Origin of the sequence: Luteibacter yeojuensis (genome assembly GCF_011742875.1) — a bacterium.
Taxonomy (GTDB): domain Bacteria; phylum Pseudomonadota; class Gammaproteobacteria; order Xanthomonadales; family Rhodanobacteraceae; genus Luteibacter; species Luteibacter yeojuensis.
The window spans coordinates 1303068-1320247 of record NZ_JAAQTL010000001.1; the positions used below are offsets into that span (position 1 = coordinate 1303068).

Annotated in this window: 18 protein-coding genes; all 18 read right to left on the minus strand. The window is 65.7% G+C overall.

All coding sequences use genetic code 11. From position 1 onward, the window contains the following. The 18 genes from HBF32_RS05695 to HBF32_RS05785 all read right to left on the minus strand — a co-directional run bounded on the left by HBF32_RS05695 (nucleotide 1) and on the right by HBF32_RS05785 (nucleotide 17180). The gene (locus HBF32_RS05695) at nucleotides 1-1086 is read right to left on the minus strand and encodes a hypothetical protein (protein ID WP_166698740.1); all 1086 of its coding nucleotides are present in this window, start codon (nucleotides 1084-1086) and stop codon (nucleotides 1-3) included. Next, nucleotides 1083-1541: a GNAT family N-acetyltransferase gene (locus HBF32_RS05700; protein ID WP_166698741.1), complete on the minus strand. Its 459-nt coding sequence runs from the start codon at nucleotides 1539-1541 to the stop codon at nucleotides 1083-1085. The genes HBF32_RS05695 and HBF32_RS05700 overlap by 4 nt, the downstream gene beginning before the upstream one ends. After that, the gene (locus HBF32_RS05705; protein WP_166698742.1) at nucleotides 1538-2584 is read right to left on the minus strand and encodes a hypothetical protein; all 1047 of its coding nucleotides are present in this window, start codon (nucleotides 2582-2584) and stop codon (nucleotides 1538-1540) included. The genes HBF32_RS05700 and HBF32_RS05705 overlap by 4 nt, the downstream gene beginning before the upstream one ends. 2 nt (nucleotides 2585-2586) lie before the next feature. Then, nucleotides 2587-5592 carry a hypothetical protein gene (locus tag HBF32_RS05710; RefSeq protein ID WP_166698743.1) on the minus strand — a complete coding sequence of 1002 codons (3006 nt, stop codon included), beginning with the start codon at nucleotides 5590-5592 and terminating at the stop codon, nucleotides 2587-2589. Nucleotides 5593-5595: 3 nt separating this feature from the next. Further along, on the minus strand, nucleotides 5596-6294 hold the full coding sequence (locus tag HBF32_RS05715) for a phage adaptor protein (RefSeq protein WP_166698744.1): 699 nt from the start codon (nucleotides 6292-6294) through the stop codon (nucleotides 5596-5598). Between the two features lie 3 nt (nucleotides 6295-6297). Further along, nucleotides 6298-7056 carry a hypothetical protein gene (locus HBF32_RS05720; protein WP_166698745.1) on the minus strand — a complete coding sequence of 253 codons (759 nt, stop codon included), beginning with the start codon at nucleotides 7054-7056 and terminating at the stop codon, nucleotides 6298-6300. 80 nt (nucleotides 7057-7136) lie between these two features. Beyond that, a complete protein-coding gene (locus tag HBF32_RS05725) occupies nucleotides 7137-8165 on the minus strand; it encodes a N4-gp56 family major capsid protein (RefSeq protein WP_166698746.1) in 1029 nt (342 codons plus the stop codon). A gap of 15 nt (nucleotides 8166-8180) precedes the next feature. Next, nucleotides 8181-9239: an AAA family ATPase gene (locus HBF32_RS05730; RefSeq protein WP_166698747.1), complete on the minus strand. Its 1059-nt coding sequence runs from the start codon at nucleotides 9237-9239 to the stop codon at nucleotides 8181-8183. A 7-nt stretch (nucleotides 9240-9246) separates the two neighbouring features. After that, on the minus strand, nucleotides 9247-9468 hold the full coding sequence (locus tag HBF32_RS05735) for a hypothetical protein (protein ID WP_166698748.1): 222 nt from the start codon (nucleotides 9466-9468) through the stop codon (nucleotides 9247-9249). Further along, nucleotides 9468-11912: a hypothetical protein gene (locus HBF32_RS05740; protein WP_166698749.1), complete on the minus strand. Its 2445-nt coding sequence runs from the start codon at nucleotides 11910-11912 to the stop codon at nucleotides 9468-9470. The genes HBF32_RS05735 and HBF32_RS05740 overlap by 1 nt, the downstream gene beginning before the upstream one ends. Beyond that, complete coding sequence (locus HBF32_RS05745; RefSeq protein ID WP_166698750.1) at nucleotides 11896-13314, minus strand: terminase large subunit domain-containing protein; 1419 nt, start codon at nucleotides 13312-13314, stop codon at nucleotides 11896-11898. The genes HBF32_RS05740 and HBF32_RS05745 overlap by 17 nt, the downstream gene beginning before the upstream one ends. 4 nt (nucleotides 13315-13318) lie before the next feature. After that, on the minus strand, nucleotides 13319-13618 hold the full coding sequence (locus tag HBF32_RS05750) for a hypothetical protein (protein ID WP_166698751.1): 300 nt from the start codon (nucleotides 13616-13618) through the stop codon (nucleotides 13319-13321). Continuing rightward, nucleotides 13618-14109 carry a hypothetical protein gene (locus tag HBF32_RS05755; protein WP_166698752.1) on the minus strand — a complete coding sequence of 164 codons (492 nt, stop codon included), beginning with the start codon at nucleotides 14107-14109 and terminating at the stop codon, nucleotides 13618-13620. The genes HBF32_RS05750 and HBF32_RS05755 overlap by 1 nt, the downstream gene beginning before the upstream one ends. A gap of 1 nt (nucleotide 14110) precedes the next feature. After that, nucleotides 14111-15367, minus strand: a complete 1257-nt coding sequence (locus tag HBF32_RS05760) for a tail fiber domain-containing protein (RefSeq protein ID WP_166698753.1) — start codon at nucleotides 15365-15367, stop codon at nucleotides 14111-14113. A 7-nt stretch (nucleotides 15368-15374) separates the two neighbouring features. After that, nucleotides 15375-15734, minus strand: coding sequence for a head fiber protein (locus tag HBF32_RS19145; protein ID WP_205287712.1), 360 nt, complete (start codon nucleotides 15732-15734; stop codon nucleotides 15375-15377). A gap of 10 nt (nucleotides 15735-15744) precedes the next feature. After that, nucleotides 15745-16371 (minus strand): terminase small subunit-like protein, encoded by a 627-nt coding sequence (locus tag HBF32_RS05770; protein ID WP_166698754.1) that lies wholly within the window; start codon nucleotides 16369-16371, stop codon nucleotides 15745-15747. A gap of 249 nt (nucleotides 16372-16620) precedes the next feature. Then, complete coding sequence (locus tag HBF32_RS05780; RefSeq protein ID WP_166698756.1) at nucleotides 16621-16947, minus strand: hypothetical protein; 327 nt, start codon at nucleotides 16945-16947, stop codon at nucleotides 16621-16623. After that, nucleotides 16944-17180, minus strand: coding sequence for a hypothetical protein (locus tag HBF32_RS05785; RefSeq protein WP_166698757.1), 237 nt, complete (start codon nucleotides 17178-17180; stop codon nucleotides 16944-16946). Before HBF32_RS05785 ends, HBF32_RS05780 begins: the two co-directional genes overlap by 4 nt.

The window sequence follows — 17180 nt, forward strand, 5'->3', positions numbered from 1 at the left end:
TCAGTTCCAGTAGATCGGGTTGCCGTTTGCATCGACCGGGAGGCCCGAGTCCATATCCCAGCCAGCTGCCATGAGCCCACGGTTCCCGTTGGGCGCGGTGCGGAACGAGTTGGCATTCAACTGCGCCGCGGGGTTCGTGTTGTTCGCGCCGCGCACCGGACCGGTGATCTGGTCCGGAGCCGCCGCGGGCTGACCGGTGAGCGTGGCGCCGGCATCGAAGGGACTCGTGATGGCACCGCCGCCGTTGTCATCGCCGCGCGCACCGACACCCCAGTACGACATCGGCTTCTCGCGGTCCCACTGATCGTCGGCAAGCTCCTGCTGCTGCTTGCTCTGCATGTAGCTCGATACGCCCTGGATGCCGGACGAAATCAGCGGAACGGCGAGTTTGCTGTTCAGCACCTTCGACATGAGGCCAGGCTGCGCGGCATTCGCCGTCGTCGTCGTGAGACCTGCGCCCGCGGTGGTGCCCGTGCCGGCACCGATCGCGCCGCCCGTTCCGGCCGCGCCAGCCGTGGTCCCGGCAAGCGATCCGGTCGCCCCTGCGTTGGCGAGATAGCTCGCGTTCGCCGCGGTCGACCCGGCGCCGGTATAGGTGCCGGCGCCGGTCAGCGCGTTGAAACTGCCACCGGCAGCGCCCGCCGCACCGCCCGCGGCAGCGCCACCCGAGGCGGCGGCCGGCGCATAGGTCGAGGCGGCAGCACCCAGGCTCTGCGCTGCCGCACCCGTACCCAAGGTCAGGCCCGCACCACTGGAGACGCCAGCCATCACCGGCGCCGAGGCGAACGCACCGCCAGCCGTGGACGCGGTGACACCGCTGCCGATGCCGACACTGCCACCGATCGCGGCCGCGCCAGCGACCATCGTGGACCCTGCGGCTGACATAAAGCCTGCGAATCCCCCGCCGGCCGTGGCCATGGCGCTACTGAATCCCGCGATGCCCACCGTGGCGATGCCTGCGGTGAACACGATGGCGGCCACGATGAGGATCTGCTTCCAGTACTTCTTGACGAAGTTGGTCGCGCGCTTGAAGTCCTTTTTTACGAACTTCGCGACACCCTTTACTGCTTTCTTGACTGCGCTCACGGCTTCGTCTCCAAGGGGATTTTCATGAGGTACATACCACCGGTCCGCGCAAGACCCTTGCGCTGATACAGGTGATCGATGCGGTCGCCGGGATCGTCCTGCGACACGCTGAGGTCGATGCGCGCCACGTGCTTCTTGCGCGCCCATTCGACAAAGGCGTCCAGCAGAACATCGCCGCCCTGCTCCGCGTAGAAAGCGCCATCGGTGGCGTACTTGCGCGGAGAGAACGGCAACTCGATGGTCATCGCGATGAGGAAGCCACAGAGGCTTCCGTCAGCCCTTTCGGCGATGAGAACGTCCTGCCCCTTGAGCAGTACGGCGCCGCGGAACATGTCGCGGGTGTGGCCTGCGTTGAACGGAATGTCGCGGTAGTTGCTCGCCCCGTGGGCCACACGCCCCAGGATGACGAGGCGGGTCAGATCTTCGAGCCCAGCGAGGCGAACAGTGATCGTCATACGTTGGTGAACACCTGGGGCACGCCCGCGTTGAAGGTGTTATTGGTCGCGCTCCAAAGGCCCTGAAAGATGGCCTTGGCGTTCTCCGCCGCCTGCTGCTGTTGCGCTGGCGTGAGGTTGGAGTTGTTGTAGATCGACGAAAGGATCTGCGACATCTGCTGCTCGCGCTGGAACTGCGAACCAAAGTACTGGTTCGACTGCTGCGCATTGAGATTCTTGTCGAACTGATATTGCTGTTCGTTGAGTTGTGCCTGGCTCATCAGGCCGCTGTTGACCTGTCCCGCGTTGAACTGGCTTTGCTGATTCGCCTGGCCAGCGTTGAATGCACCGGCCTGATTCAGGCTGTTGGCGTTGAACTGGCTCGTGCTGTTCTGCGCGTTTGCGGTGAACTCGTTGGCGCGGTTGGTGGCGTCGTTGTTCGCCTGCGTCATCTGGTTCGTTTGGCCGGCGTTGAACTGATCGGCCGTGTTCGCCGCGGTCGCGTCGGCGGTGTTCGCCGTCAAGGTCTGTCCGGCGTTGAATTGCGAGGCGGTGTTCGTCGCGATCTGGTTCGCATCGGCAACCGTGCCGTATCGCGCCGCGTCCGCCTGGGCGATGGGCAGCGCGGCGGCAACGGCCGCACGTTCCGATGCCCCGGCAGCGATGCTGCTGGTCATCAGGCCAGATCGAGCCGCCTGCTGCTGGCCCTGCTGGCGGGCTTGCTGGATGTACTTGCTGTCGCCCGCGGTGAGGTCGTTCAGCTGGTTGCTGACCAGCTGGTTCCCCTGCACCGTCTGGAGCGTCGGGTCGTACGTGGTGCCGGTCTTGTCGACCTTGGTCGGGTCGTAGGTCTGCGCCGTGCCCGTCGCCGCCGTATAACCGGTGGAACCGGCCGTGGCGGGGTTGTAAGTCGTGGTCGAGGCCTGGGCCGGCACGAAGCCCGTGTTCGGCTGAGCGGTGCTCTTGGAGGCGGCAGTCATCAGGCCACCCGTGGCCGGCACGGGCGGCGGGGACTTCGTCGTGGTGGCACCGCCACCACCATAGGTTGCATCTGCGGGCAGCATGGTCAGCCTCGTACGTGGCCGCGGGAGTCACCGCGGGGATCAGCATCCGTGCCGATGGCCTGCAACGTGTGCGGCCCCTCGACGTCGGAAAGGGAATCGAAACGCAGGGTCACCTCGTAACCCTCGATGGGGGCATCGGCGACACCACGCGCGGGGAACACGCCGGCATTGGCCAGCGGATCGCCGAGCGTGAACGGGAACGCTTTCGTGCCATCGGGCACGCTGTAGTTGACGCTGCGGCTGAGCCGGACCTTCGCGAACCCCTCGGCCTGGCCAAGGAGGAATGTCCGGTCGAAACGCTTCAGCATCACGCTCTCGCTGAAGGACAGCGGGTTCAGCACCACGTAAGAGGGGAACGCCGCACCGTCGAACGTGGTGCCGTGATCCAACTCGAAGACGTATCCACGGTTGGCGTCCGCATCGAAGCTGCCGAAGATCCGCTCACGGCCCAAGTCGTCGATGCCGATACCCACGGTCGAGATCGGGAACGGCTGGTCCGGCATGTCCGGATCGTCTGCGGCGACGAAGTATCGCTGCTTGGTGAATTCCGGCGTGTCGTTCGCGGTAAGGGTCATGTAGTACCCGTCGCGGAAGTACAGCCGGTACTGGTTCTTCGAACGCACGGCGATCGCGCCGATCACCTGCTGCAGCGGCACGGTGCCGTCGGCTACGGCCTGGAGCCGCGGCTTCAGCCAGGCCTGCACCTTCATCGATAGATAGGTCCGGCTGAGGTCGCCGAACGCCTGCGTGGCATCCGACGAGGCGATGCCGACGGCATCGGCGACGAGCAGGCGGCCCACGTCGGCGCCGGTGTATTCGATGCCGCCGCGGTTATCGGAGACGGTCTGCTGGTCGTAGCTGTCGGCATCGGTGCCGTGCAGCGCGAGCGTCTTCGTCTCGCCCACCACCAGCAACGCATCGCCCATGGCCGGCATGAGGTTGGTCAGGTGCTGGCCGATCTCGATGCTGGCTGCCCCGTCTTCGCCACGGAAGTTCAGCGGGTCGCCCGGCGGGCTCAGGATGTACGCGCCCTGGTAATAGCCCAGCACCAGCGATGCGCCATGGCGCGCGATGTGCCGCGGCAGATCCTGCTGGGGATCGACAGGAGTGCGCACCCACAGCAGGCGCGAGCCGTCGTAAGTGAACGCGGGCGACGCGCCGGAGACGCCGTAGATCGCCTGGTAGTCAGCCATGCCGTAGAAATTCGTGGCGAGAAAACGGTACTGGCTCCGGTTCGCCTGAAGGTCGGGCCAGCCCGGCAGGCGGATCGGCTGGTCGCCGCTGGCCACGGTGGCCAACAGGTCGCCGCCGCCAGCCGGCGCCGAGCGGATCTGCATACCGTTGCCGATGGACGGTGCCCAACTCGCCCCAGGGATATCGAGGACCAGCCAGCCCGCGGCGTCGCCATCGACGTAGCTGCCGGTGATGAGTTGCGCGTCGACCAGGTTAACGGCGATATCGAGCGAGCCCGTCCACACGTAGATCGCAGCGTCGCGGCGGCGGTAGTACACCTGCAACGACACGCGGTTGATGGCACCCTGCGGCTCGGGATCGACGGCCTGCGTGACGAGACGGAAACCGAAGTCCGCCTCCTTCACGGTGCGCGGAGTCAGGTTGTCGTTGCCCCAGAGGTCATCCTCGCCTCCGTAGACCACCTCGGTGTCGTCGGTATCCCACGTCACCTGGCGCGCCTTGTTGGTGCTGGTGCCGTCGATGCCGATCAGTTCGGCGATGTAGTCCTCGACCTTGTGCCCGACATCGGCATAGCGCTTCACGCGCACCTCGATGCCCAGGATGGTCGCCGTGTCCGGGATGGCGGACAGGTCGCAGCCGGTCACGCGCAGTTCGTCGCTACCGTTGCCGGATAGCGCGGCGCCGCTGCCGTCGTCGGCCGCAACCTCTGCCGTCACGTCGATGCCATCGAGCAGCGCCTTGGTGCCGGCCTTGTAGCCGCTGGCCAGCGGCGCCGCACCGATACCGATATTCGTGTTGATGAACTGGCCGAAGGCGGACGTGCCGGAACTGAATTGCGCCTCACGCTTCAGGTCGACCGGCTGCCAACCCGTGGCGGTGGCCTTCCACAGTCCCGCTGGGGTGCGGTAGGCCCGCACGCTGAGGTCATCGTTCTCCGGCTGCACACCCGTGCCCGGGCTGGTCATCGTGGCCTTGCCGTCGCCATAGCTCAGCATGCCCATCATCGCCACCGGCAATTCGCCCATGGCGGCGCCAGCAGCGTCGAAGCCCGTGTACTGCGAGGGCCGCGTCACTTGATCGCCCGGCTCCGGTGCGACAGTCATCGGCTGGCCATCCTGGCCAATCGGCCACAACACCATGTAGCCGGCGAGATAGGCCTGGCTCGTGTAGTGCACGGCCACGACCGTGTACACGCCGCCGGGCATGGTCACTTGGTCGCCCACTCGGAACGGCCATTGCTTCGCCGACTCGAACCAGATCAGCGGGTAGTCGCGGATGGCATAGAGCCGGTTCTTGAACCAGAACACGCCGGATACGGGCACATCGGGATTGCCCGGCACCAGGCCCACCAACGGACGAGCGGCATCGGCCAGCGCCTTACGCGCGGCGTTCACGACCTTCTGCTTGCCCACCGGGTCGGCCATCAGATCGGCCGCCGTGATCGTCGCACTGCCGGCGCGCGAAAGGTTGGTGATCGTGGCCGGTAGCTCGAGCGGCCACGGATCGCGGCTATGGCACATCACATACAGCGCCCAGCCGGTGCCACGCGCGGCGGAGGTCACATAGCCGGTGTGACCGCCAGCCATGACCTCATCGCCGGGAAGGAAGCTGCCGCTGACCAGCGCCCCCCTCATCCGCACCGTGCGGAACTCGGCGACGCGGAACTGTCCGTCGAACCGCTCGAAGCCCGTGATGCGGGTGTAACCGTCGCGGTCGGTCACCTCGTAATTGAGGCAATCCAGCAGCGTGCCGGGATCGGCTGTCGCCTTTCCCGTGGACAGGTCGAGTCCGCCCTTGAGCGCGTAGGACTGCATGCGTCAGAACCCCAACTCGGGCAGCTGCTCGCGGTAGAGCCGCGCCATCGCCTGTTTCCGGCGGCGCTCCCACTTCTGGTAGGACTCCTGGGTCTTCTCGCGCGAATCCGCGTAAATCATCAGCGCCCGCCACACGATGGCCTGGTGATGCTGCGCCGGCAGAATGGGCGCGTCCGTATCCGCTTCCAGCGTGGCCAGGGCCCGGGTGTACGCGAACGTGATATCCACCGCTTGGGCCGGCGTCGGGTACAGCCGCAGCGACCCGTCGGGCATCACGGAAAAGTAGTTCGGCAGGCCCGTGGCGCTAGCGGCCGAGCCGCGCTCGTACCGGCCGCCGCGCCATTCCTCCCATGGAACGAACCACGCCGGCTGCTGCGCGGCCACACCCTGCCCCGTGGGCGCCACGAGGATGTGGCGATGCCGCATGTCGCTGGTGTAAGGACGCAGCGTCTCGTAATCCGCCGGCAGCAGCGCGGCGTCCACGGTGCGCACCGCGACACCCGTCACGGTGGCCGTGGACTCGCGGAACGCCCAGTCACGCTGATCCTCCTGGATGTCGCGATAGGCGTACTGCACCCAGCTGACGATCTCTGCCAGCACGCCCTCCTGGCCGATCACCGTCTCGGGCGCCGTACCCGGCGGGTCTTCGCCGATGCGCGAGATGCGGTGCACGTCCTTGCACAGTTCCAGGAAGGTCGACATGGCTTAGGCGTCCGCGTAGATATCGACGCCGATGAACGTCAGGAGCTGGTCGCGGATGTCGTCGTCGCTCATGTCCTTCGTCGTCACGTTGGCCTGCGGGCCGTGCAGCCAGCGCATCACGCGGATGAGGTCGCGGCGGTTGCTATCGGCGAAGTTGTTGGCCGATTTCGCCACCTCCTGCACGTACTCGATCATGGAGCACGGCAGGCCCTCGGTTCCCGGGGTATCCCCCAGGTCGGAGAACGGGATCACCGGACGCCGGGTTTCCTTGGTAATCACGCTGCGGCCATCCGCCGAGAGATCCTTGGTCACCTGCGTTTCGATCATGTTGCGCAGCGCCTCGTAATAGGGCCACGGCATGTCGAGTTCGGTATCGAAGTGGAAGTACTTGATCTGACCTTCCCACGAGATCGGGAAGCCCACGAAGTTCTGGTAATAGTCGGTCTTCGACAACCGGACGCGGCGGTAGCGCCCACCCCAGCGACCGGACGGCCCCAGATTGGGCGGCGCGGACGACAGCGTGAAGCCGTTGGCGGCAGGCTTCGGTGCTGCCGAAGCGATCGCCGTGACCTGGTCGTTGGTCAGCGTCGTCTCGGTGAAGCCGATGGCGGCGCGCAGCTTCTGCCGCAACGTCTCGCTGTTGGTTTGCGGCGCGTACTGGACATTGAGATCCTTCGCGGCCTGCTTCAGATCGTCGCGCTCGAGGTCGGCGAAGCCGGTGCGCATCCATTCGAGCAGCTGTTCGTTGGTGTTCTGGGTCATGGGAACCTCAAAAAAAGAGACCCCGCCGGAGCGGGGCCTCGAAGGGCCAGCCGAAGCTGACGGATGCCGGTCCTACGGCGTTAGGTCGGATTGGCGGTGACGCCGACCTCGATACGCTGGATCCATTCTTCCGAGAGGCGCAGCGCGGCGTCGTACCAGGCGGCCGCGATGTAGACGCGCTCGTTCGTCGGGTCGGACTTGTCGGGCTGGTCGAGGATGCTGACCTTGACGGCCCCCCGGCCGGCCGGACCCGAACCGCGCAGTGCGATGCTGCCCAGCGCGTGCTGACCGAAGATCATCAGCGGGTACACATCGACGTTGGTGCCGTCGCGCGACTTCATGCCCGTGCTGCCCACGGCTGCGCCCGCGCCGTAGAACGGCTCCAGTTCGGGCGAGAGGAAGAACAGCACCGAGCCCAAGGCGCCACGCAGCAGCGGGCTCTTGGCCTCGGCCGGCAGGTTCGACATTTCGGGCACCGTGCGGAAGCCCGGCAGGCGACGCAGGTCCGGCATCAGATCGGTGTGGCCGAAGGCGAAATACGCCGGCTCCACGCCCGCCGTGCTGACCGCCGTCGACGCGCGGATCATCTGCGTGAAGGTCATCGCCTTGTTCGCTTCCAGCGCGCGGGTGGCGACGTCGAGGCGGCCAACGGAGATGGCGCCGTTCACGCCATCACGGGTGGTCACCGACGGGCTGTTGTAGGACACGGCCGAACCGGCCTTGCCCGTGTTGTAGCGGACGCGCTCGCGGGTACGCTGGATCAGGTCGCCGAGCACATCGGCCGCACCCTTGACGCTATCCCACACGTCCAGGTCGTAGTTGTAACGCGACTCTTCGAACACCTCCGCGAAGCGGTTGATCGTGGTGTTGTAGTCGTCGTGCGCGAGCGCGCGGGACGTCGGCGTGACACCCTCCGCGTTCGGGGTCTCGTTCACCGCCGGGTTCCGCCAGCGACGGAAGTTCACGGCGTTACCGGCGTTCTTCGGCACCGGCTTCATGTCGGCGGCGAGGTCGAGGCAGATATGCGGGCCGGCGCGCTCGAGCACCTTGGCTTCGCAGTAGATGGGGGCAGAAACGCCCGCGATGGGCTGATACTGACGCTGTGCCATGACGGCAATCCTCTGTTAACGGAAATTGGGGTTATCACCCACCAGCTGCAGGAAGGCGGCATCGTCGTCCGACATCGCGCCGCCCGGATTGCCACCCGTAGAACCGGTGGATTCGGGGCTACGCACGTTCGGAGCCGTGCCACGTTCGAGCGCCTGGGTGCGCCGATGCTGAATCGCGTCGGCCGTGCCGGTCTGCGCGCTTTGCGCAGGGACGGCGGTAGTGGTTGCGAGACTGCCCTTGTAGATGTCGAGCAGGGAGATCGTGTCGAGGGCATTCATCGACGCGTTGAGGGCCTGGATGCCGGGAGGCTGCCGCTCCAACCACTCCCAGTAACTGGGACTGTTATGGATATCGCGCCAATCCGCGTGCTTGAGTTCCAGTGCACTCACCTCGCGTTCCAACGCCGCTTGCTCCCGGTCCGACGAGAGCGAGCCAAGCTCGGTGCGGGCAGCGCTAAGCTGCCCCTTCAGGGACTTCACCTCTTCCCGCAAAGGATTCACCAGCGCCTGAAGCATCCGGGATTCCTCTGGGAACTGCGCAGCCCATTCATCGAATCCGTTCTGGGCGTCATCCGTGGCGGCGCCCGCGTTCCCTTGCGTGCGCCCAACCTGCTCCAGCTGCTGGATTCGCGCCGTGGTGGTTTCCACCTGGCGGCGCAATTCCGCGTTCTGTCGCTGCGTCGGCGCCATCATGCCGTGCAGCGCCCTGTAATCGTTCTCGAACTTCCGGCTCTTCTTCGACAGGTTGTCGAACGCCTCGCGCACTTCGGGGCTGAGGTTCGCATAGCCGGGGAACGGCTCTTCATCAGCACCCTGCCCCGAGCCGCCCTGCGTGCCATCGGCACCGGCCTGCACGGTGGCGTTCCCATCCGAAACATCACGCGCCGTCGCACCGTCGTCCTGCGTGGCTGCGGAGGCCGCCGTCTGATCGGGACCCTGCGCGCCGGCGCCATCGTCGGTCGTGTCTACGGCGCCAGGTGCAGCGCCGGCGGTGGCTTCACCGAACAGCGGGTTGCCGGTGGTCATCGCGGCGAACTGTTCGTCTTCGGAAAGGTTCTTGGTTTCGTCGGTCATGGTCTGCTCACGGGGGCTCGATTCCGAAGGCGACTTCGGATTCGGTCTTGGTCGGAGCGGCACTGGGCAGTTCGAGCAGCGATTTCAGCAGCTTGATCTGTGCGCGGAGCGCGAGCGTTTGCTCGTGTTCCGTCGCGTCGCTCTCCAGCGCGCTACGGGCTTTAGCCAGGCGGGCCTTCGCCCAGCCGGAAACGTCTTTCCAGGTATCGGAACGGGTATCGATCGCCATCAGATGCCGGTCCCGGAGGCGTTCGCAGGATCAACCTTGAGGCTCATTTCCTGCCGATCCTTGGCGATGGTCGCTGCCTTCAGGCGCGCGTTCATCGTGCCCATGAACTGGGCGAGGTTGTTGGTCGACTGGGCGATCTGAAGATCCTTCTCGATCTCGGCCAGCGAAATGTCTTTCTCGGTCGCCAGGCGCGCGGCCATGATCTGAAGCTCGGTGTTCTTCAGCATCAGGCGGGCTTGGCGCTCTTCGGCCTTGTCCTGCAATTCGGCCATACGCTCCTGGTGGAGCATCGCGCGCTCTTCGGCGGCCTGCTGCTGTTCGACCTGGAAGCGCTGCTGCTCCAGTTCCAGCTGCTGCCTCTTCAGGTCGGTCTGGGCCTGCATGGCCTGGGCCTTCGCCTGATCGGCCGCGCCGGCGCCCTGCCGGCTCGCCTGGGCCTGTTGCTGGCGAATCTGGTCGGCCTCTTCGTCGGTACGCAGGAGGACTTCCGACGACACATCGGCGGCTTCGAACATTTCGCGCAGGAACTCGCCTTCCTTGAGGTACACGGCGAAACGCGGATCCGCGGTGATCTGGGCGATGATCTGGAGGTGTTGGGCCTTGATGTCCTTATGCAGCAGCACGCTGGTGCCGCGTGCCGACACCGCAAAGTCGCCCTTGATGGTGTCGTCCTCGCCGTGCAGCATTTCCCACACGTAGAAACGCTCGATCATGGGCGAGATCAGATCGTCGTCCATGGACTTCGCGCACCGGCGTTGTACGATGTTCGAAGCATTCAGCAGCTGGATCAGTCCAGCTGCCGTGGGAACTGCATCGTTCGGCTGACCCTGCGCGATCGAGGGCAACGAAATTTCGTCGTCACCCAGTTCCATCGCCAGCTTCAGCACCTCCATCAGCTGCGAGGCGTTGTTGGGCAGCGTCTCGGCCCGGAAGACTTTGCTGACGTCTTCGACGTCCTCGTCCTCGACCTCCCAGAGTTTCGGCCCACGGATCTTGTAGACGCCGTCCTTGGGCTTGACGATGCCCTTCTTGTAGAAGACCTGGGGGCCGCTGCTGACGGCCATGTTGTGCATCAGCATGAGCCAGATGCTGTCGATGGACCGTTGCGGGTTGCGGTACAGCCAGGGGATGCCGTAGCCGTAGATGGTGTCGTCCGCGCGCTCGTAGCACCACGTCCAGTACGGCGGCCGACGGTCGGCCTCGAGGACCGACAGCGAGGCGCGGAGTAGTTCGCCCTGGCAGAACCACAGTTCCGCCACGGGGATCACGTCCACGTCGCCGTCGAGGTCGCCCAGGCCCAAGGCCTCCAGCTGTTCTTTGCTCAGGACGACGTGCGCTTCCCACACCGCATACAGTCCCTCGAACTCTTCCTTCAGGACGCAGCGCTGGTTCCACTTCCGCAGGTTATCGCCAACCCGGCCCAGGTCGGGCTTCTGCCGCAGCAGGAGTTCGGCGGCGGGCTTGTCGATGCCGTCCTGACCGGCAAGCTCCTTGATGGCCGACCGGCTCATCAGGTGCAGTTCGAAGACCTGTTCGCATTCTTCCATCGTCCGCGCGGCCGCGGGATAGAAGAACCGTGGATCGACGCGGGTGCACTGCGGGACGCGATGCTCCATGACGTCGAGCGTGGCGACCATCCTGCCCTGCGAGTTCCGCTGGAAGCCGAACCGCTTCCGCCGGATCTTGCGGGTGAACGGGCCCTTCATAACGCCCACGCCGATCTTGCAGCCGTCCTCGATGATCCGGCGACCGTGCTCGGAGTACAGCGAGTCGTCCAGGTAGTTCTGGATCTTCTCGCGCATCCCGTCGCACTTGCCCTTATCCTGATCGGCGGTGGCGGCACCGGTGGCCACGGCCGTCTGGTCATCCGTCGGCTGCGGCGCGGGCGTGGGCTGGCCAGGCGCAGGCATGCCGGGTTGCGGTGCGCCAGGTGGCTGCATCGGCTGGGCAGCCTGCGGCGGCTGACCGGCATCCACCTTGCGCAAGGCCTCGCCCACGCGATCGGTGAGCGGCTGAAGATCCCAGTTCCGGTCGTTGGCCGGGAACAGCATGTCCGCGATACGCGCCGCGGCCATGTTGGTGCGGGCGCGGGTGAGGTTCACCTTCGTCTGGGTGTCGCGCTCCCGATTGTTGCCCTCGGTCGAGTACTCCTTCGACACGGGCAATGTGGACTCGCCTTCGTACTGGTTGACGTCTTCAACCCAGCGCTGCTCGATCTCGGCACGGCCGGCGATGATCCGGTCGCGGGACTGCTCCAGTTCCTTGATGAGCCCTCGCGCAGCCACGCGCTGGTCGCGCACGGCGCCGATGATCTCGTCGAGAGCGTGACGCTGTTGCTCGTCCGGCAGCTGCAACAGTTCGGGGTTCGCCCGCACCGTTTCGGCGACGGCGGCAGTCTCGACGGGATCGAGCCCGTCGAGGGCGGAATCAACGGTAGAGGCCAAAGGTCAGTTCCTCGTTCGGCTGCGCGGCGGCAACCTGGGGTGTCGTAGCGATCTTCAGACCGCTCACGACGCCGTAGCGTGTGGCGTCCATCAGGTGGTCATCCTGTTTACGGATGCGACCCTGATCGTCGTAGCTGTAGCGGCGGTATTCCTCGAGCCATTTCTGGCAGGTGGAGAACACCTTGAAACGTCCGGTGGCGATGCGGCCGAGCACGTCCTGCAAGCCAGCGTCCACGGCCTTCTCAGCCAGGCGCAGCTTCAGCCCTTCCTTCTTGTAGAGCTTCAGGATCTGCTCGCCGTCGCCCTGGTTGATCGCGGCGGCATCGCCGACACCGGGAATCCAGAGGCCGCGCGACTTGATGGCGGCGGCGTGGATCGGAATCTCCACCTCGCCGCGCTTGTACTCGCTGTACAGGTAGACGGTGTCGGTGTCCTTGTCGTAGGCCAGCCACACCGCCGCGGTGTTGTACCAGCCGCCATCGAACCCGTAGACGCGTCGGTAGTGGTTCGGGAGCGGGATGGGCGGGATGACGAAGTCTTTTTCGTCCACGGGGTAAACCTTGCCTTTGCCGGCGACCGGGGTGCCATAGCGGCGGGCATCACGGAGGTAACCCGGCGTGGCCGCCAGCAACTCTCGTTTCTCCTGCTCGCCGAGGTGAGGGATGTCATCCCAGCCGCAGGTGATGAGGCGCTTGGAGCCACCCTCGGCGAGGGCCTGCTCCCACTTCATGAAGCCGTCGACGACGTCCGTCCAGCCCGACAGCGGCGTGAACGTGAGAGCGATCTTGCCGGCGGTGGTGCGGCCGCGCATGACGCACTCGACATAGATATCGAGCGGCGGTTCCTCGTCGAGCCAGATCCAGGGAATCTCCGTACCCTGCCAGGCTTTTCGACCCTGCTCGTAGCTCTTCAGGTTGATGACGGTCCACCCGCCATCCTTGTTCTTCACCCTCGCGAAGTCGATCGCGCGGTTGGTGTTCGGTCGAAACCGGATGCCTTCGGCGTCGATGGCGTCACGCGGGATGAGGCCGGTGCCCAGCAGTTCCGGGTCTTTCGCGACGTTCCCGAAGAGCTTCGCCTGCGTGATGTCGCGGACCGTCTCGTTCGTGTCGCCACCGACCCACATCGGGATCGAGGTGTTGAACTGGTAGCCCGTCCACCAATCCGGATATCGCCCGGTGGCGTGGCATGCCGTCTCGAACCCGCCGAGCACCGACTTGCCGACACCGTTGCCACCCATGAAACACCGCTCGCGCGTGGTCGCGCCAAGGGTGATGAACGACATGTGCTTCGCGTACAACTCCCGCCGCAGCGGCCCGGTGTCCGGGAACATGTACGCCAGCTGGTTGAATCGGTGCTCGGCCTGCAATAGCTCGAGCAGGCGCGCCGCCGGGTCCGCCATACGGTTAGGCGGTGCCTCCGCCTCCCTGTACCTGCGCCTGGAGGGCTTCCACCTGGTCAGCCAGCGTCTTCACGGCCCCGATGAGGCGCACGGTGAGCAGTTCATAGTCCAGCCGCTGGAAGCCGTCGGCCCCTGACGAGATAAGTTCAGGGATGCAGGCTTGGCTGGCCGCTGCACCGATCGCAATCGTTTCCCGCCCCGTCGTCTTGTCGAAGACACGGAGCGGCTTCAGCGCTTTCACGCACGGGAGGCAGTCCGTCATTTCCCGGAGGTTCGACATGAGGCGTTCGTCGGCGATGGCCATTACGGAAGATCCCGTGAGACGCTGATGGTGATGTCTTTGAAGGCAGACGAATGGCCGTCGCCAACGGTGAGACGCCACACGGCGGTGAGCGTTTCGGTGCCGCCACCGCCGGTGTTGCCCAGGTTGCCCACGCAGGAGAACGTGGGATTGACCGCGGCCGTATTGCTGCACACCGGGATACTGGATCCGCTGATGCGCTGCCATGTGGCTGTTATCGATCCGGAGCCGCCGGACGTACTGGTCCCTGCAGCGTGCGACGCGGACGATGGTGGACGGCTGACCGGAATCGTGCCAAGGCTCACCAGCGACGGACCGTTGATCGACAGCGGCACGTAGTTCACGGCACCAGCCAACTGCGACAGTGCAATCGGCGCGGTGGTGGGAACGGCTGCGTTCTGCGAGACGTTCGGCACGTGGCCGGCACCACGGCGTAGGCCGAGCAGGCTAGATGCACCGAAGGTCAGCTGACGCTCGCGCAACGAGACCGCCATGTCAGTGGCCCTCCAGCTTGGCCAGCCGATCGTCCACCTCGAGCAGCGCGGACGCGAGTAGTGCGGTCACCTGCCCGTAAGACACGCCGTCGTAGCCGTTGGGCAGAGGAATCTTGGCTTCCGGGAGAGCCTTCTCGACCTCGGTCGTGAGGAAGCCCACCTCGGGTTTGCCTGGGCCACGAAACTCCGGGGTGTCGTACTTCACGTACTCGCGCGGCCGCATCTGCTTTAGCGATTCCATGCCGCGAAGGAGAGGACGCACCCGGTCCTTCAGACGAGGGTCCGAGGTCGCGATGAAGTCCGGGGCGGAGGCATTGCCCTGGATGTACAGGTTGTCGCTGGCGTCCAGGCGCATTGCCCATCGGGTACTCGTGACGTTGTAGATGCCGGCGTTTCCGGAGGCGGTGGACGCGAAGCGATACATGCGCCCGCCGACGGGATTCAGTTGCACCGACATATCGGTGCCACCACCGATGACTACGGGGCCCGTGAATGTCGCCCCAGAGAGCGCGGCGTAGTTGCCCGGATCGAAGTTTCCGGAATGCCAGAGATAGCCCTGGAACGTCGTATCGATGGTGATGCCGAGTTGGTTGGAGCCCCATGCAAAGAAGACGTCGTTCGACGTCGTGTTTCTCACGGGATGCGCAAGGTTCGTTGAATCCCAGGGCGTGGCCCCATCGAAGATCGGGCGCTCGTTGAAGGCCACGGCGCCAGTGAATGTCCCACCCGACTTCGGCATCTTCGCATCGAGCGCCGTCTGTAGCCCGCTCACCTTGGCGAAGGTAAGAGCGCCGTCGGCAATGGACGTCGTGAGCGCGACATTGGCCGTGCCGTCGAAGGACACCGCCGCGGCCGTGACCAGCCCCGCAAGGGCAAAGGTCCGCGCATCGGCCAGCTTCGTCGCCGCGTCCGCGGTGTCGCCGGTGTCCATCTTTTGCGCGATGAGCCCTGCGGTGATGCCCTGGAGCGTGGGCGTACCAGCCGTCCAGGATTGAGCGGTGGTGCCTTCCTGCGCTCGGGTGACGCCGGTCAGCGTCACCTGGTTACCGACGATGGCGCGACCGGTGTAGCGCACGATCTCGATCTTCGCCGGCGCGCTCGGAACGTCCTGCAGGACGATGATGCCCGGGGCGTCCTCGGTGGCTGCCGGCGGATCGCGCAGAGGCGCCGCCGCCTTGGCCAGCACAAGCTGCGTGTCGGCCGCCGTTGCATCCGTGGCCAGGACGGACCGGACGAAGTTGTCGAGAGTGGTCGCCATGGCGGGATTACGACGCCATCAGGCCCGCGGCCTGGAGCTTCGCCAGCAGGGCATTGAAGTCCGTCTTGAGGCCGGCGACATCGGCGGCCGTGCTATCGGCCTGCGCCTCGGCCTGCAACACCACGCCAGCCGTTTCCGTGGTGGCGTCCACCACCCCGATAGCAGTGCGCGCTGCGGCGGCATCGACAGCGGTCAGGAGGCTGATGCCGGTTTCGGTCGCGTCGGTGATGGTGTCCGACGACACCTCGCCAGCGGTCACGGCGGCGACGTCGGAAATCAGCTTGTCGAACAGCGCGGTGAGCGCGCGGGCCTGGTCGGACGGCAGGCTGTTGAGTCGCAGGGCGACTTCGCTGGGGGTAAGAGCCATGGGGCTACTCCTAGTGAGCGGGGCCGCTCGCCACCGTGGCGAACAGCTCGGGGTGCTGGGCGGCGAGATTGCGGATCTCGGCCTGTCGTTCTTCGGGCGTCATGTCGGCAGCGGGCAGCTGCTGCGACTTGATCGGCCCACCGTTCTTGCCGGTGAGTTCATGGCGGGACACCTGGCCGTAGCGCTCCGGCGACTCGATGGCGCATTGCCATTTCAGCGTGTCGACCATGACGCGAGCGGACCGGGCATCGATCCTGCCGTGGCGAAGGTCATAGATGACCTCATCCATGGACTCATAGCGGGCATGCGCACGCTCGTGCGTCGCCGCCATGTACGCCACCCGGAAGTCCTCGTGCTTCGCCAGCCACTGGAAGATGGCGGCCTTGCTCGGCATACCCGTCTGTGCCGCGATCGCACGCACCGATGCGCCCTCGGATATCAATGCGCAGACAGCGGCGCCGATTTCCGGGGAGTACATGACGTACGAATCGCCAGCGGGCGCGTCCGGCGTGGACTTGCGCGAGGCGCGAGTGGTGGTCGCAGGTGCGTCCTTCGCTGCCTTCTTGCTGGTGGCCTTCGTGGCCTTGCCGCGTTTCGCGGCGGGTGCCTTCTTCGAGGCGGTCTTTCGGGGTGCCATGTCGTGCTCCGACTGATCCACCCTGCCCGACTCGCGATGGCGACTCGGTTCGGTGGTTCAGGGTTGGCCCGCTGGTGGCGGTGGTGGGGTTACTTCTTGCTGGTGGTGCGCGGCTTCCAACCGCAGAGCTTGGCGCCCGTCACGTTGTGATCGAGGATCGCCTTGGCCGTCGCATCGGTCAGCACGTCTTTCGTGCTCACGTAGATGGGCTTCCAGGCGCTACAGGGATCGGAAACGATCACGGGCGGCTCAGTCGCGCGTCCATCCATCGTCGCGCAACCGACCAGCGGCCGTACCAGCAGGAGCAGCGGCAACACTCGAAGGAGGCGCATCAGGAAGCGCAGCTGTTTCGGATTCGACGTCATGGCGCACCTCGGCGTTGTGCACCGCAGCCTGCGCCGCGGCGGCAGTGGTTTCGGCCTGGTCGGCGCGCTGTTGCAGTTGCGCGTTCGCGGTGGCCTCGCTCGAACCACTGCGACGGCCGAAGAAGTAGGCAGCACCGGCCGCGGCCAGCGTGGCCAGGATGGCGAGCGCCCAGTCCTTGCCGCTGCGGAGAAGGGACAGCAACCAGGTCACGCCGAAGCGACCTTGCGGCGGTCGACCACGCAATCGAAGAAGCAAGCGCCCCAACGGGTGTACACCCAGAGTCGGCGACCGGTGCTCGGAGCGTGGATGCCGCCAAGCCGCACGATCGTGGCGGATACCAGCCGCCACCAGGGCCACGTCTGCGGCCCGTGCAGCGGGCGCATATCGGCACGGAAGTGGGCGAACGATGCGAAGAAGTGCACGCGGGCGAGCTTGATGAACAT